The organism is Paraniabella ginsengisoli, assembly GCF_022513635.1.
GTDB lineage: Bacteria > Bacteroidota > Bacteroidia > Chitinophagales > Chitinophagaceae > Niabella > Niabella ginsengisoli.
In genome coordinates this window covers 700,559-715,236 of the sequence record NZ_JAKWBL010000001.1, presented here as the reverse complement: position 1 = coordinate 715,236, position 14,678 = coordinate 700,559, and the positions used below count along the sequence as shown (strand labels likewise).

Below are 14,678 nucleotides of genomic sequence, written 5' to 3'. Positions count from 1 at the left end.
TTTTATTTTTTTCTGAGAACATCGCCTGCTAACTGGTCAAGTACGGAATTGATAACCTGGTCAAAATTGCATTCATCAAACGGGATCTCCTTATTCAATCTTATTTCTGCAATATTTAACAAGGTTTCAAGGCTATTGGTCATAGAGTTCCCCACTGTGTCAATCATCGAAGCAAGTTCATCCATACTAAACGAACGCGCCAATGTGTTGGCATCTTCGTTATCTGATGCCTTGCCACACTTAACATTCAGCACCTTTGTCAGCAAATTAATATTTTTTGCAGGACCACGCAGATTATGGCCGATTGCATGGCTCAACTCTTCAAGTTCTTTTACTTTGTTCAACAATTCATCGCGTGCCTGGTTAAGTTCCTGGTTTTTCGTATGCAGTTCATTGGTAAGCGCCTTCCGTGTAGAAATATCTGCAAATTGCGACAGGAAGAACTTTGGCTTGCCTTCAGAATCCTTAACCAATGAGGCCGTAAGTGATATCCATATTGTTTTCTTTTCCTTGGTTATGTATCGCTTTTCCACTTCATAAATATCAATCTCTCCGCGTAGCATTCTTTCCTTTGCTTCAATGTCACGCGCGGCATCCTCAGGATGTGTAATACTTCCAAAGTTCATTTGGGTTAATTCACTTGGAGTGTAACCTATCATCCGGCATAAAGCATCGTTTACTCTTTCCCATTTTCCGGATGGATTGACAATAGCCATTCCAATACCAGATAAGTTAAAATAGGTTGAAAACAATTTTTCGCTTGTACGCAATCCGCTTTCCGCTCTTAACCTTTCCGTAATGTCCTGTGCAAATGCGATTATATACTTTTCACCTTCAGGATTACTAAATAAGTAGTTTTTGTATAACAGGTGCTTAATAGTTCCGTCTTTTGCCAGCATACGCAAAATGCCTTCCGCTCTTGAATTGTTTATGATTGCTGGCAAATATTCATTAATTACATCTTTCCGGAATTTCTCAGGTACAAGATCAGCAATGTTCTTGCTTACCAATTCGTCATAATTGAATTTTAGCAACTCTGTAGCGTATGGGTTAACATTAAGAACGTTTCCATCCAGATCATGTGTACATATCAATGCCACACTGTAATCAAATAATATTTTATAACGTTTTTTATCTTCTATGTTAGCCATGTCATGCAGCTTTCGCTCATGAATATCATTGTGAGTACCAATAAACCTTAACGGTTTGTTGTCTTGGCTATAATTGGTGACCAGGCCTCTACTCAGAATCCATCTATAACTCCCGTCCTTACACAGGTATCTCAATTCTGCAGTGTAGACAGGAGTTCTGCCTTCCAAATGATCCGCCATCATTTTCGTGGCTATTTCCAAATCACCAGGATGAATTTTAGCGCGCCACTGTTCAGTAGTTTGAATTTCATCTTCCGAATAACCAAAAATCTCCCACCATTTGGGAGAAAAGAAAATTCTGTTGGTTTCAAGATTAACATCCCATATACCATCGCCAACAGCATTCAACGCTAAATGCCATTTATCTTCAATTATTTCTTTAGTTAAAATTTTCTCAACTATAACAAGTACAAAATCATTATTGTAAATAGCACGCAATACTTTGATAGGAAATTTCATAGAATGTCCTTCTACCTGAACATTATACTCGAAGAACATCGGTTCAGAATCCGAAAAAACCTTTCTGATCGCCTCAACACACTCTCTTATAACATTGTCGTTATTGATATCCGACGCATTCAAACCAAGATATTTTTCTCTACCCTGGCGTTCATCAACTTCATCTTTAGCCCATACGTTGGTTATGATCTCATTTTTGGAAACTTCAAAAATGCGAAAGGCAAAACTCTTAAAGGTTGCAATAACAATATCCTTGTTAATACTGGCGAGGGCAGCAGTATCCATGCGGTACAGAAATATTTTGAGCTCAACTTAGTAAAAATATGTCAAACCTTTATGATAATCCGGCAAACGTTTTCCTAAAATATAAACGATCCCGCGGCAGTAATCATCTCTAAAGATTGTCTGTCGGCAGCTTCCACCCTTCCAATTACCTGCGCCTGTACTCCAAACCCCTTTGCCACATCTATAATGATTTGGGCATCCGCTTCATTTGTATAAATCTCAAGCCTTGTACCCATATTAAATACCTGGTACATTTCTTTTTCATCAGCTCCACTCGCATCTTTAATAATATCAAAAATAACGGGAGGTGTAAATAGGTTATCCTTTACAATCTTAACATCTTTTGGTACATATTTCATGCATTTCGTCTGGCCGCCGCCGCTGCAATGTATCAAACCGTTAATAGCATCAAAATGCTCTTCCAGCAAGGCTTTCATTATGGGTGCAAAAGTTCGCGTCGGACTCAACACAAGCTTACCAACCGTAGTTTCTTCACCATCCACAGTTATTGTATCCGTCATACGGTGTTTGCCAATATACACTACATCATCGCTAAGTTTAGGCTCAAAGGTTTCCGGAAATTGTTCAGCATAGTATTTATTCAACACATCATGACGCGCGCTGGTAAGTCCATTGCTCGCAAGGCCGCTATTGTATTCGGTTTCGTAATTAGCTTTGCCAAAAGAAGCCAGGCCCACAATCACATTTCCCGGTTTTATTTTTTCGTTGGTAACTACTTTTTCCTTCGGCCATCTTGCTACCATTGTTCCGTTTACAGCAATCGTTCTTACCACATCGCCAACGTCAGCCGTTTCACCACCCATAAAAGTAATATTTACGCCATACTCTTTCATCGTATCAAAAAACTGCTGGCTCCCATTAATTACTTCACTCAAAACTTCAGCAGGAATCAATGTTTTATTTCTATCAATAGTAGATGAAAAAGCCACCTTGTCGTAAATTCCCACGCACAATAAATCATCCAGATTCATTACAATCGCATCCTGTGCAATACCTCGCCACACGCTCGCATCTCCTGTTTCCTTCCAATATAAATAAGCCAGAATGCTTTTCGTTCCAGCACCATCCGCATGCATCACATTCACCCAATCCGCATCACCTACCAAAACATCCGGATAAATTTTACAAAACGCATTCTCATACAAACCTTTATCAAGATTTTTAACTGCTTCGTGAACTTCTTCTTTTTGGCAGAAACGCCTCTTTTCGAGTATAACGACATTGTATATTTTTTATTGAACCAGCTTCCTGCTGCTATCATCGAATTTGCCACGCTCGGTTTATCGTCCCGATCATATCTCAGCCTATATAAACGATTGCCATCAAATTCGCCGCGAAGATAAAACAATCGGAAGAAGTGTGTGCTGTACAAATTATGAATTACGATGTTCTCACCTACTTTTGCATTTTATGCAAATTCATTACGATATCAACAATTTGCCGGTCTTCAAAAATGCCGTAATTACGATAGGCACTTTTGATGGTGTGCACGAAGGACACAAGAAAATAATAGACCAGCTCACAAAAACAGCCCTTGAAGCAGGTGGAGAATCTGTCATCATCACATTTCACCCTCACCCAAGAAAAGTGGTATCCTCTTCCATTTTGGGCATCCGTCTTATCAATACATTAAGCGAGAAAACGGAATTATTAGAACAATTAGGCGTAAATCATTTAATAGTAACGCCTTTCACTGATGTTTTTGCCAATCAGGAACCCGAAGATTATCTCAAAGATTTTTTGATCGACAAATTTCATCCGCACACTATAATTATAGGTTACGATCATCATTTTGGTAAAAATCGCAAAGGAAATTATAAACTCCTGGAGATTTATCAGGAAAAATATAATTATAATTTAAAAGAGATTCCCAAGCATATTTTAGATCATGTGGGTATTAGTTCTACCAAAATCAGGGAAGCTATTTTAAATGGAGACACAACTACAACCAATCATCTTTTAGGTTATCATTTCTTTTTTGAAGGAGAAGTAGTTCATGGCGATAAATTAGGCCGCGAATTAGGATATCCAACTGCCAATTTAAAAATTAATACAGAAGAAAAAATACTTCCGGCAGATGGGATTTACGCAGTTTATGCATCTGTAAAAAACGAAGAAGGAAAATATGGCGCGTTGCTAAAAGGCATGATGAGCATTGGTTTCAGGCCAACGGTTGACGGCACAAAGCGTGTCATTGAAGTGAATTTATTTAACTTTCAAAATGATATTTATGGAAGGACGCTTCGGGTTTATGTAAAACATTTTTTGCGGCGGAAGAAAAATTTGAAACACTCGAAGCTTTAGTTAAAAAAATAGACAACGATAAAGTGGAAAGTTTGAAAGTGTTGTAATAATTACCAGAAAAAATTCCGTTCATTAAAATAGTTTTCAAAATGAAAACTATTTTATACTTTTGCGTAGTGAACATCATTAACAGAAAGACCATTATCTACTATTCGAAGCGCTACCCTAAAGCAAAAAATCAATTTCTTACTTGGTATACAGAAATGCTAAAACTCGATTTTGATAACTTTAATCAGTTAAAAGAAATGTTCAGAAGTGCGAGTATTGTCAATAACCAGCGGGTGGTATTTAATATAAAAGGAAATGAATACCGACTGGTTGTTTTGATGAACTTCGTTAGAAAAGCGTGTTATACTATTTGGTTCGGAACACATGAAGAATATGATAAAATAGATGTTGCAACCGTGCCTTACAATTTAGACTTATAAATTTTATACAATGACCTGGAAAGTTATAAAAACAGAAAAAGAACATCGCCAAGCAATAAAACGTGCAATGGAAATTTTTCATGCGCAACCTGGTTCACCCGAAGATGATGAGTTAGGATTGTTGCTTGTATTGATAAAAGATTACGAAGACAGAACAATAAAAATGCCGCAGATTGATATACTGGAAGTAATTAAAGAAAAAATGCAGGAAAGAGGACTTAGAAATAAAGATATGGAGGAGGTGATAGGCAGCAAGGGGCATGTATCTTCAATCCTGTCTGGAAGAAGAGAATTGACACTCAAAATGGCTCAGCGACTTCGGGATTTCTTCAATTTACCTTCCGAATTATTTTTGCGAACTTAAATTGTGGAGACGAAGTGAAAAAACAGTAATCCGAAACCGTTAAAGCCTATTCACACATTTCAACTAAATTTGATACATGGAAGTTAATGACGCATTAGTAGACAAGCTGGCACATCTGTCGAAACTAACATTTACCGAACAGGAAAAAAAGACATTTCTAAAGATCTCCAAAATATGATCGGATTTGTAGAGAAATTAAACGAATTGGATTTAGGGGAGGTAGAACCGCTGATGCACATGAGCGATGAAATTAATGTGCTTCGTGAAGATGAAATAAAAGGTTCTGCGAGCAGAGAAGATGCGCTAAAAAATGCCCCGGAAACTGACGGGCAGTTTTTCTTAGTTCCTAAAGTGATAAAAAAATAGCATTTAGTTGATGGATAACAGTTGACAGTTTCTGTCATCCGCCATCCGTCAACTGTCAACTAAAATTATACATAATTGCAAGGCATCATCCACATAGAGCAATTACGCAAAAGCTACATCATGGGCCAGCAGGAGCTTAAAGTGCTTAAAGGCGTTTCTTTGGATATTCATAAAAATGAATACGTTTCTCTTATGGGGCCGTCTGGAAGCGGTAAAAGTACTTTGATGAATATATTGGGATGCCTGGACAGTCCAACTGCCGGTTTATATATTTTGAATAATCAGGACGTAAGTAAAATGCATGACAATGCATTGGCTGAAGTGCGCAATCAGGAAATAGGATTTGTGTTTCAGCAGTTCAATTTATTGCCTCGATTAACGGCGCTCGAAAATGTGGCACTTCCTTTAATTTATGCAGGTATTCCCAAAAAATGCGTAATGAAAAAGCAATGGAAGTGCTCGAAAAAGTAAGCCTTACGGACCGTAGTCACCATAAACCTAACGAGCTAAGCGGCGGTCAGTGCCAGCGTGTTGCCATTGCGCGGGCATTGGTAAACGACCCGTCCATTATTCTGGCGGACGAACCAACAGGAAACCTTGATACCAAAACCTCGTACGAAATAATGGACATTTTTGGTAAAATACACAGCAGCGGAAATACCGTTGTTTTGGTTACACACGAAGAAGATATTGCACGCCACTCGCACCGTATTATACGATTAAGAGACGGAGAAGTTGAAACCGATGAAAAAGTGGAGCAGCCAACAGTTGTTCATCTTAATTAGAAATTTTCTACTTTCTAATCTTAAATGTCAAATTTCAAACTCATCATGTCTTTTAAGATTTATACAAAAACAGGAGATAAAGGAACAACTTCCTTAATTGGCGGCACCAAAGTTTCTAAAGCTGATTTGCGTATTGAAAGTTACGGAACGGTTGATGAGCTCAACTCACATATCGGCTTATGTAAAGATTTGCTAAAACATGAAACGACTTTACATGCTTTGCAGGAAATTCAGGATCGGTTATTTACCATTGGCGCAGAGCTGGCTTGCGATCCGGGTAAAAAAATAAAAATGGCCATTCCTGATTTGCACGAAAGCGATTGTGCATTTTTAGAGAAAGAAATAGATCAGATGGAATTGGAGTTAGAACCTATGAAGTCTTTTATTTTACCAGGCGGCGATATCGCTATATCACATTTACACATCGCACGCTGTGTTTGCCGCCGTGCTGAGCGTTGCTGCGTCCGTTTGTCGGATATAGAGCCTGTAGACAATATTCTTATTAAATACCTTAATCGTTTAAGCGATTATTTATTTGTGTTAGCAAGATATACCGGGCATTTATTGAAGGTTGAGGATATTCCATGGAAGCCGAGGATTTGATAGGCATGAAACTTCATTCATTGTAAATTGATTGTTGAGCATTCCTTGTTGACATTTAACACTGCCAACTTGTGAACTTAAAATGCGAATAATATATAGGCTGCCATATATTCTGCAGCACAAGTGAGTGACACAATACCGATGCCATCTGTTCATCAGCTGACCTAATAACATTATCTTAAAGCAAACGATTGCACGTTAGCTGTGCTAATAATAAATAGTTCATTATATTAGCCTTTTAAAACTGTTTGCAATGTCATACCCTTTTCAAATAAAGTCATTAGAACAATATCATGCAGATTATAAGCGAAGCCTGGAAGATCCGGAAGGATTCTGGAGCGAGGTAGCTGATCATTTTGAATGGAAAAAAAGCAACCTTTTAGTAAAAAAGGACTGGAATGGAACTTCAAAGAACCTTCGGTAAAATGGTTTGAAGGTGCAAAACTGAATATAACGGAAAACTGCCTGGACAGGCATTTGGAAGAAATAGGCGACCGGCCGGCTATCATTTGGGAGCCTAATGATCCGAACGAAAAAACAAGAACATTAACCTATAAAATATTGCATAGAAAAGTGTGCGAGTTTGCACAGGTTCTTCGCAATAATGGCGTAAAGAAAGGCGATCGTGTTTGCATTTATATGGGCATGATTCCAGAACTGCCTATTGCGGTTTTGGCGTGTGCAAGAGTGGGCGCCATCCATTCCGTCATCTTCGGCGGCTTTTCGGCACAAAGCATAGCCGACAGGCTTTATGATGCGCAAGCAGAATTCATCATTACATGCGATGGCGCTTTTCGCGGGGCAAAAGATATTCCGCTGAAGTCAATAATTGATGATGCTTTGATTGGAAATAAAACCGTTAAACGCGTAATTGTGCATACAAGAACCAGAACTCCGGCAAGCATGATTAAAGGCCGCGACGTGTGGTGGAGAGATGAAGTAGAAGAAGTGATTGAAAACATGAATGAAGAAGCATTGAAAGCACCGGCAGAAGAAGTCGATGCTGAAGATCCGTTGTTCATTTTGTACACATCCGGAAGCACCGGCAAACCTAAAGGTGTAGTGCACACAACCGCTGGTTATATGCTTTGGACCACCTACTCTTTTGTAAATGTATTTCAATATAATCCGGGTGATGTATTTTTCTGTACAGCAGACATTGGCTGGATCACAGGCCACAGCTATATTGTATATGGCCCATTGCTGGCTGGTGCCACCTGCCTGATGTTTGAAGGCATTCCAACCTGGCCGGATGCTGGTAGGTTTTGGGATATTGTAGATAAGCATAAAGTAAATACTTTATATACTGCACCAACAGCCATTCGATCTTTAATGAGTTATGGACTTGAGCCACTTAAAGGCAAAGATCTTTCGTCTTTAAAAGTGTTAGGAACTGTTGGCGAGCCCATTAACGAGGAAGCATGGCATTGGTACGATGAACATATCGGGAAGAAAAAATGCCCTATTGTAGATACCTGGTGGCAAACAGAAACAGGTGGCATTCTCATTTCTAACCTAGCGGGTATAACGCCTGCAAAACCAAGCTGGGCCACACTTCCATTGCCCGGAGTTAAGCCAGTGTTGGTTGATGAAAAAGGCGACGAAGTAACAGAACTTACGGATACACATTATAGTGGCAACCTTTGCTTAACGATGCCATGGCCGGGAATTTTGCGTACCACCTGGGGCGATCATGAGCGTTGCAGACAAACCTACTTTAGTACTTACGAGAATAAATATTTTACCGGAGATGGCGCCTTTAGAGATGAAGAAGGGAACTTTCGCATTACTGGCCGTGTTGATGATGTATTGAATGTAAGTGGCCATAGACTGGGAACGGCAGAGGTAGAAAATGCTATTAACATGATGGCCGGTGTTGTAGAAAGTGCTGTGGTTGGCTATCCGCACGAATTAAAAGGGCAAGGCATTTACGCTTATGTAGTGATGGACAGCAAGCACCACCGCGAGGAAGACGATCAGCTTAGCAAGCAGGATTTATTAGCAACCGTATCCCGGATTATTGGGCCAATTGCCAAGCCGGATAAAATACAATTTGTTAGCGCTTTGCCTAAGACAAGAAGCGGTAAAATTATGCGTCGCATACTACGCAAAGTTGCTGAAGGCGAATTGGAAAACCTTGGCGACACCTCTACGCTTCTTGACCCTGCGGTTGTGGATGAGATTAAGGAAGGAAAGTTGTAATAAGAATTAATTTGTAAAAATCCCTCAATATTTTTAAAAGTGTTGAGGGATTTTTCTTTATATAATGTAACGTGATAATAGAATCTTCTTACAATTAATTTACCGTTGCTACCGTATCTTCCGGATCGCCCTCCTCTGATACTTCTGGTTCCGGGTTATTCATTTCATCTATTTCCTCTTGAGTATACTGCCTGTAATTTTCAAAGGTTTTAAGTTTGCTGTCGTATAATAAAGCCTCTTTGTAATGTTTAAATTTAATAATCAATCCGTCTAAAGGAGAAGGCTTAAGCATTGTGTCGCCCATAAATATTTTTTCTCCTTTTTTAAACGAATTAATAATAGGAAGTTCACTGCTGTATTTTTTCCAGTATAAAATATCGCCAAGGCTATTTATTATAAACAAAGCGCTACTTTCAAAATCTGCATTTTCCAGTAAAAATGCCATGTCTGGCTTATCTTGTTCTGTGATACCGGTAAAATCTCCAAAAGAAAAAATCTTTTTGCACGATCTTTTATACTTGTCAAATAATAAATATCATCGTCTTTATCCTTATTCCCAAAATATCCATTTTGCATAAAAATATAAACAATGGCACGTCTGTAGTTTTCGGGAATATCGTCATACTCGCTAATGCGAAAAGTTGCGTCTTTCCAGTGTTCATACTCTTCCATAGATGCCAGCCCATGTCCTTTCTCCTCCGGGTTGATGGCATAGGCGATATCATCACCAGCCAAGCTTTCTACTGCACTTTGGCGTCCCTTGCTGTATAAATAAAATCCGAGGAAACATAATAAAACCAATAGTGTTATTATCAAGACCAACTTTTTACCGGTGCTTCCCTTCTTTTTTTCTTCCATAAGCTAATTTAGGTTGCAAAAATAATTCAGCACCAAAATAAAGAAAAATTACTAATACAGGAAAAGCAATCGTATTGCACTTCGAAAACTTCATCAAAGTATTTGCCGCTATCCCCTAATTTGTGCTACAAATTCTTTAAGCGGAAATATTTCCTTCACACCCGGCTCTGTTTCAAACTTACTATTTACATCTACTGCAAAAACATTGTTGGCGGATGTAAATAATTTCACTTGTTCAATATCATTGATGCCAATACCGCCGCTTAAAAAATAAGGTTTGTTTATAGAAATTTTTTCCAACACAGACCAATCAAATTTTTTACCGGTGCCGCCGTATTCTTTAGCTTTGGTATCGAAGAGAAAGTAGTCAACACTATCTTCATAAGGTTGCAGCATATTTACCAAATCTTCATCCCCTGTTACACGAAAGGCTTTTATCACAGTAATTGTATCTTTCAAACTTTCACAAAGCTCGGGCGTCTCGTCACCATGTAATTGAACAGCATCAAGACCATATTCATCAATAGTCCGTATTATTTTTTCTTTAGATTCATTAACAAAAACGCCAACTTTTTTTATGTCAGAAAAATATTTAAGATCGGAAGCAGCAATTTTGTTACCCAAGTGGCGCGGTGATTTTTCATAAAAAATAAAGCCCGCATAATCCACGCCTATCAAAGCCAGTTCCTGCACTTGCTTCAATGAAGTCATACCGCATACTTTTATTTTTACATCATTCATCGCGCTGCATTTAGTTTCTGTACAAAAATCTCAAAGGGCAGGCGTATCTTCTTGTTTCATAAAATATTCACCAATAAGAAAACCTTTAAATCCGTTTTGTTTGAATAATAAAATATCTTCTATTTTATCAATTCCGCTTTCTGCAATTTTAATTTTATCAGCTGGCAAACGCTCTGCCATTCGAAGGCTTCGTTCAATATCTACATTAAATGTTTTTAAATCGCGATTATTGATGCCGACAATTTTTGTAGCATCGCAAATATGTGCCAACTCTTCCTCGGCATGAAGTTCCAATATTGTTTCAAGTCCGAGCGACGCAGCAAATGTAGCAAGGCTTTGTACTTCTTTTGGCGTTAAGCAAGCCGCAATTAATAGTATCACGTCCGCCCCTATCGATTTTGCTTCTATAATCTGATATTCGTCGATAATAAAATCTTTACGAAGAATGGGAATATCATTTTTTCTTGCCTGCATTAAATCTTCATCAGAACCACCAAAAAAATGCTCGTCCGTTAATACAGACAAACATGCCGCACCATGCTTTGTATAAGCAGTTGTAATTTCGCTAACGTTGGCATCTTGCTTTATAAATCCTTTTGATGGAGACTTTCTTTTAAACTCGGCAATAATTCCGGTGCTGTTTTCTTTTAATAAAGAATCAGCGAGAGAACGAACCGGAATAATATATCCCGGACGGGCTTCTAAATCTTTAATAGAAACCGCAGCTTTGCGCGTTGCTACTTCTGTTTTTTTATGTGCGATGATTGTATCTAAAATATTCATAGCGGGAAGTAGACCTTCGAGGTTTTTAAAACCTCGAAGGTCTTTTTTTATTGTAAAGAAATCAATTTTTGTAAACAGCCATTTGCTTTGCCCGATGCTAAACTATCTTTCGCCGCAGCAAATGCATCATCATAATTTTTATACACTTCTGTTATTTGCAAGGCTACAGCAGCGTTCGCTAATACAACAGCTTCCTGTTCTTTAGTGCCTTTTCCTTCTATGATTGCTTTAAAAATAGAAGCCGCTTCTTCAATAGTACTTCCGCCAGAAATAGCTTCAGGCTTCACTTCCAGCCCGGCTAACTGATTTGCGGACAAAACTTTTTCTCCATTTTTGGTAAACAGTTTACTATCGCCCGTCAATGAAATTTCATCGTAACCATCTAACCCATGCACAATAGCAAATTTTCTGGATTGTTGTTGCAGCAAGTAATTATAAAGCCTTGCCATTTCTAAATTATAAACTCCAATGATGCTAAATGACGGTGACGCAGGATTTACTAATGGACCAAGCATATTGAAAAAGTACGCATTCCTAAATTTTTCCGGATAGGCCCAACGTTTTTCAATGCCGGGTGAAAAAGAGGTGCATGTAAAAAACAAATATTCGCTTCTTCCAATTCTCTTTGCAGCGCAGCATTATCGTTCTTAAATTTATATCCCATCGATTCGATAACATTGGAAGATCCACTAATTGCCGATGCTCCGTAATTACCGTGTTTTGCTACTTTATGTCCGGTGCCAGCAACAAAAACATGAAAGCGTCGAAATGTTAAAAGTATTTTTTCCGTCGCCGCCGGTGCCCACAATATCAATGGTTTCCAATCCGTCGAAATCAACAGCAACGCAGAGTTCAAGCAATGCATCCTGAAAACCTTGTAGCTCTTGCAAGGCAATGCTACGCATTAAAAACACGGTCATAAAAGCTGTTATTTCATGCTCGTTGTAAACGCCTTTGCCAATATTAACCAACACTTCCTTTGCCGTAGCACGATCGAGTGTCTTATGTTCAAATAGTAAACTCAGTATTTTTTCATTACAATTATGTTATCAGCTTTTGAATAAATATCATCGTATTTTCCGCCAGCTGGCGGATCGCTTCATCGTTCCGATTATAACTTATCCTACATATTCTTCGTCAGACCTACTCAGCCAACCAATTCCTCAATATCGCTTCTCCTTGCGGCGTTAACACACTTTCCGGATGAAACTGCACACCACGCACATCGTAAGTCTTGTGGTGTAACGCCATAATCATATCATTTTCATCAATTGCTGTTATCTCAAGTTCAGCAGGAAAATCTTCCTTCGACACCACCCACGAATGATAACGGCCCACCTCAATATTCATCGGTAATCCTTTGAATAATTTATCATCATCTTTTATGATTGTACAGTCTGTTGAAACGCCATGATACACTTTTGAAAGATTAGTAAGCTTTCCGCCAAACGCTTCTCCAATAGCCTGTTGCCCCAAACATACGCCCAGTATGGATTTCGTTGGTGCATATTCTTTTATTAAAGGCAATAATAATCCCGCTTCTTCAGGAATACCAGGGCCAGGTGATAAAATTATTTTGTCATACTCATTTACCTGCTCCAGTGTTATCTGATCATTTCGGTACACATCTACTTTTTGATGTAGAATCTTTTCCACCAAATGAACGAGGTTATAAGTAAAAGAATCGTAGTTATCGAAAACGAGAAGTTTCATATTTTCTTAAGTTGACTGATGATGGATGACAGTTGACAGTCAACAAATGCTATCATCTGTCAACTGTCACCTGTCAACTTCTTATTGAATTTCCTGCGCTACAATAATAGCTTTTTTAATGCGCCCAATTTGTTATTTACTTCCTGCAATTCATTTTCCGGAATGCTTGCTGATACTACTCCGGCGCCCGCCTGATAATACAAGGTATTATCCCGGCTTAAAAAAGTACGGATCATGATAGCCTGATTGCAGCTTCCGTTGAAGCCCATAAAACCGACTGCGCCTCCATAATAGCTACGCGATGTAGGTTCATACTCATTTATAAGTTGCATGGCTTTTATTTTTGGCGCGCCGCTAAGCGTGCCTGCCGGAAATGTTTTGGATAAAAGATCAAAAGAATTAGTTGTATCGTTTACCCTTCCGGTTACTTCACTTACCAGGTGAATTACATGCGAGTAATAATACGTTTCTCTAAACTGCGCCACTTCTACATTATGGCAACCGCGGCTCAGATCGTTACGAGCTAAATCCACCAACATTACATGTTCAGCATTTTCTTTAGGATCGTTTTCCAACTTGATAGTTTCTTCAGCATCTAATTTATCATCGCCGGTGCGTTTCACTGTGCCGGCAATGGGATGCATAACAGCTTTGCCATTATCTATAATAAGTTGCGCTTCGGGCGATGAACCCATAATTTTGTAATCGCCATAATCGAAGAAGAATAAGTAGGGCGAAGGATTAATATTGCGCAAAGCGCGATACACATTAAACTCATCACCGTTAAATGGCTGCTGAAACCTTCGGCTTAATACGATCTGAAAAACATCGCCGCGAAAACAATGAGCGATACCCTTTTGTACCATGCTTCTATAATCATCATCCGTCATGTTAGAGCTTTCGTTGCCCGATGTGTTGAATGGATAAACGGGAACATCTCTGCCACGTATTAAGGAAATCAGTGCATCTTTATCGCTGTCAATTCCTTCAATCTCATTCTCACAAATAAATAATTCATCCTTAAAATGATTGATCGCAATTACATATTGATATAACCGATAACGCATTAAAGGGATCGCATTCTCGTCCACCTCAAACACAGCTCCGGGTATGGTTTCAAAAAATCGTATTGCATCGTAAGATGTATAACCATACAATCCCTGGGCAAATGCGGCCACTTTATTTGATGATGGCTGTATGTCGAATTGCTGCATAAAACTGTTCAAAGTCTCAATAATGGATTGATCCTTTGAAAAAGGAAGAACTTCAGCAGTTTGTCCCGGTAACTTTTTCTCAATTTTTTCACCTGAAGAAATTTCTATTCCGGCAATAGCATTAACGCCTATAAATGACCAGCTATTTTCTGCAACATGGTTGTCTGTACTTTCTAACAAAATAGTATCGCGAAAGCGGTCGCGCAAACGCAGATAAATACCTACTGGCGTAAATACGTCAGCGAGCATAGAAGCAACGGTTGTTTTAATTTTTATTTTTTGCATTTTATATCAGCCCGTTTTTTGAAGCAATAAAAAACCCCGGATGTACCGGGGTTTTTTGTATATCATTCATCTTTTAGATGCACAGCATTACAATACCCCTTCAGAGTTCGTATGCC

At 38.8% G+C, this 14,678-nt stretch carries 15 protein-coding genes and 2 pseudogenes; 8 read left to right on the top strand and 9 right to left on the bottom strand.

Annotated features, from left to right (window positions below; genetic code table 11):
• Window positions 1-2 precede the first annotated feature (2 nt).
• Complete coding sequence (locus MKP09_RS03975) at window positions 3-1,895, bottom strand: PAS domain-containing protein (protein ID WP_240826535.1); 1,893 nt, start codon at window positions 1,893-1,895, stop codon at window positions 3-5.
• A 74-nt stretch (window positions 1,896-1,969) separates the two neighbouring features.
• Window positions 1,970-3,061 (bottom strand): AIR synthase related protein, encoded by a 1,092-nt coding sequence (locus tag MKP09_RS03970; protein ID WP_240826534.1) that lies wholly within the window; start codon window positions 3,059-3,061, stop codon window positions 1,970-1,972.
• 265 nt (window positions 3,062-3,326) lie between these two features.
• Here MKP09_RS03970 and ribF point away from each other — a divergent pair, with 265 nt between their 5' ends.
• The 8 genes and pseudogenes from ribF to acs all read left to right on the top strand — a co-directional run bounded on the left by ribF (window position 3,327) and on the right by acs (window position 8,968).
• Window positions 3,327-4,220: a riboflavin biosynthesis protein RibF gene (gene ribF, locus MKP09_RS03965; protein WP_240826533.1), complete on the top strand. Its 894-nt coding sequence runs from the start codon at window positions 3,327-3,329 to the stop codon at window positions 4,218-4,220.
• Between the two features lie 89 nt (window positions 4,221-4,309).
• Entirely contained in the window at window positions 4,310-4,648 is a 339-nt protein-coding gene (locus MKP09_RS03960) for a type II toxin-antitoxin system HigB family toxin (protein WP_240826532.1), read from the top strand.
• Between the two features lie 10 nt (window positions 4,649-4,658).
• The gene (locus MKP09_RS03955; protein ID WP_240826531.1) at window positions 4,659-5,012 is read left to right on the top strand and encodes a helix-turn-helix domain-containing protein; all 354 of its coding nucleotides are present in this window, start codon (window positions 4,659-4,661) and stop codon (window positions 5,010-5,012) included.
• A gap of 174 nt (window positions 5,013-5,186) precedes the next feature.
• Window positions 5,187-5,378 (top strand): Asp-tRNA(Asn)/Glu-tRNA(Gln) amidotransferase subunit GatC, encoded by a 192-nt coding sequence (gene gatC / locus MKP09_RS03950; protein WP_240826530.1) that lies wholly within the window; start codon window positions 5,187-5,189, stop codon window positions 5,376-5,378.
• A 120-nt stretch (window positions 5,379-5,498) separates the two neighbouring features.
• Window positions 5,499-6,163: pseudogene (locus MKP09_RS03945) on the top strand (ABC transporter ATP-binding protein).
• A 45-nt stretch (window positions 6,164-6,208) separates the two neighbouring features.
• The gene (locus MKP09_RS03940; protein WP_240826529.1) at window positions 6,209-6,766 is read left to right on the top strand and encodes a cob(I)yrinic acid a,c-diamide adenosyltransferase; all 558 of its coding nucleotides are present in this window, start codon (window positions 6,209-6,211) and stop codon (window positions 6,764-6,766) included.
• Between the two features lie 253 nt (window positions 6,767-7,019).
• Window positions 7,020-7,190: an acetyl-coenzyme A synthetase N-terminal domain-containing protein gene (locus MKP09_RS03935; RefSeq protein ID WP_240826528.1), complete on the top strand. Its 171-nt coding sequence runs from the start codon at window positions 7,020-7,022 to the stop codon at window positions 7,188-7,190.
• Window positions 7,127-8,968 carry an acetate--CoA ligase gene (acs, locus tag MKP09_RS03930; protein WP_240826527.1) on the top strand — a complete coding sequence of 614 codons (1,842 nt, stop codon included), beginning with the start codon at window positions 7,127-7,129 and terminating at the stop codon, window positions 8,966-8,968. The genes MKP09_RS03935 and acs overlap by 64 nt, the downstream gene beginning before the upstream one ends.
• A gap of 94 nt (window positions 8,969-9,062) precedes the next feature.
• Here acs and MKP09_RS03925 read toward each other — a convergent pair whose 3' ends face one another.
• The 7 genes and pseudogenes from MKP09_RS03925 to MKP09_RS03895 form a co-directional block, all read right to left on the bottom strand.
• Window positions 9,063-9,371: a hypothetical protein gene (locus tag MKP09_RS03925; protein ID WP_240826526.1), complete on the bottom strand. Its 309-nt coding sequence runs from the start codon at window positions 9,369-9,371 to the stop codon at window positions 9,063-9,065.
• Window positions 9,362-9,826 carry a hypothetical protein gene (locus MKP09_RS03920; RefSeq protein ID WP_240826525.1) on the bottom strand — a complete coding sequence of 155 codons (465 nt, stop codon included), beginning with the start codon at window positions 9,824-9,826 and terminating at the stop codon, window positions 9,362-9,364. Before MKP09_RS03920 ends, MKP09_RS03925 begins: the two co-directional genes overlap by 10 nt.
• A gap of 108 nt (window positions 9,827-9,934) precedes the next feature.
• Window positions 9,935-10,567 (bottom strand): phosphoribosylanthranilate isomerase, encoded by a 633-nt coding sequence (locus MKP09_RS03915; RefSeq protein ID WP_240826524.1) that lies wholly within the window; start codon window positions 10,565-10,567, stop codon window positions 9,935-9,937.
• 30 nt (window positions 10,568-10,597) lie between these two features.
• Entirely contained in the window at window positions 10,598-11,350 is a 753-nt protein-coding gene (gene trpC, locus MKP09_RS03910) for an indole-3-glycerol phosphate synthase TrpC (protein WP_240826523.1), read from the bottom strand.
• Between the two features lie 47 nt (window positions 11,351-11,397).
• Window positions 11,398-12,375: pseudogene (trpD, locus tag MKP09_RS03905) on the bottom strand (anthranilate phosphoribosyltransferase).
• 118 nt (window positions 12,376-12,493) lie between these two features.
• Window positions 12,494-13,063 (bottom strand): anthranilate synthase component II, encoded by a 570-nt coding sequence (locus MKP09_RS03900; RefSeq protein WP_240826522.1) that lies wholly within the window; start codon window positions 13,061-13,063, stop codon window positions 12,494-12,496.
• A gap of 98 nt (window positions 13,064-13,161) precedes the next feature.
• Window positions 13,162-14,562, bottom strand: a complete 1,401-nt coding sequence (locus tag MKP09_RS03895; protein ID WP_240826521.1) for an anthranilate synthase component I family protein — start codon at window positions 14,560-14,562, stop codon at window positions 13,162-13,164.
• Between the last annotated feature and the right edge of the window lie 116 nt (window positions 14,563-14,678).